The 992-nt window shown below is 45.7% G+C and carries 4 tRNA genes and 1 rRNA gene; all 5 read right to left on the minus strand.

Annotation, left to right across the window (positions count from 1 at the left end):
- Nucleotides 1-296, minus strand: a 23S ribosomal RNA gene (locus ATB76_RS26740); the annotation flags it as partial.
- Between the two features lie 327 nt (nucleotides 297-623).
- Nucleotides 624-699: transfer RNA gene (locus ATB76_RS26745), tRNA-Val, on the minus strand.
- A 35-nt stretch (nucleotides 700-734) separates the two neighbouring features.
- Nucleotides 735-810, minus strand: a tRNA-Ala gene (locus tag ATB76_RS26750).
- A gap of 24 nt (nucleotides 811-834) precedes the next feature.
- Nucleotides 835-910, minus strand: a tRNA-Lys gene (locus ATB76_RS26755).
- A gap of 2 nt (nucleotides 911-912) precedes the next feature.
- Nucleotides 913-988: transfer RNA gene (locus ATB76_RS26760), tRNA-Glu, on the minus strand.
- Nucleotides 989-992: the final 4 nt, after the last annotated feature.

Raw genomic sequence — 992 nt, forward strand, 5'->3', positions numbered from 1 at the left:
ACCGTTCGTCTAACGCATATAAAGCTTAAGGGCTAGTCCAATTTCGCTCGCCGCTACTTTCGGAATCTCGGTTGATTTCTTTTCCTCGGGGTACTTAGATGTTTCAGTTCCCCCGGTTCGCCTCGCTGCGCTATGTATTCACGCAGCGATACTAGCTTATGCTAGTGGGTTTCCCCATTCGGAAATCCCAGACTCAAGTGGTTTTTACTACCTAATCTGGGCTTATCGCAAGTTAATACGTCCTTCATCGCCTCTGACTGCCAAGGCATCCACCGTGTACGCTTAGTCACTTAACCATACAACCCGAAGGAGTTTCGAGTTGATGTTCAAATCACCAAAGTTGTCTCTCATTATTTGAATGAGCGAGAGACATTTCGATTTTGCCGGACTCAATTTCGAATAATCACTTTAAAAGTGATATTCCCAAGAACACTTGAATGTGCTCGTTTACTTTCATTTTTAAAAAATGAAAACAAACAGTTGGTGTTTGTCATAAAGACAAACATTGAGAACTTTACAAGTAATCTTAAAGATTACTTTGTCAGCTTTCCAAATTGTTAAAGAGCAAATCACTTCTTATGAAGTAACCATTTTTAAAAGCACTCATTGAATGCGCTTAAAGATGGTGGGCGATACCGGGCTCGAACCAGTGACCCCCTGCTTGTAAGGCAGGTGCTCTCCCAACTGAGCTAATCGCCCACATAAGTTTTTCGTCTTGTGGTAGACGTCAAGAATGGTGGAGCTATGCGGGATCGAACCGCAGACCTCCTGCGTGCAAGGCAGGCGCTCTCCCAGCTGAGCTATAGCCCCATCTTGAGAGTCATTCTTAAAGAATGGTGGGTCGTGCAGGATTCGAACCTGCGACCAATTGATTAAAAGTCAACTGCTCTACCAACTGAGCTAACGACCCAATGGTATCCCGTAGGGGAGTCGAACCCCTGTTACCGCCGTGAAAGGGCGGTGTCCTAGGCCTCTAGACGAACGGGACACTG

Source organism: Vibrio sp. MOR3 (genome assembly GCF_001557775.1).
Taxonomy (GTDB): Bacteria; Pseudomonadota; Gammaproteobacteria; order Enterobacterales; family Vibrionaceae; genus Vibrio; species Vibrio jasicida.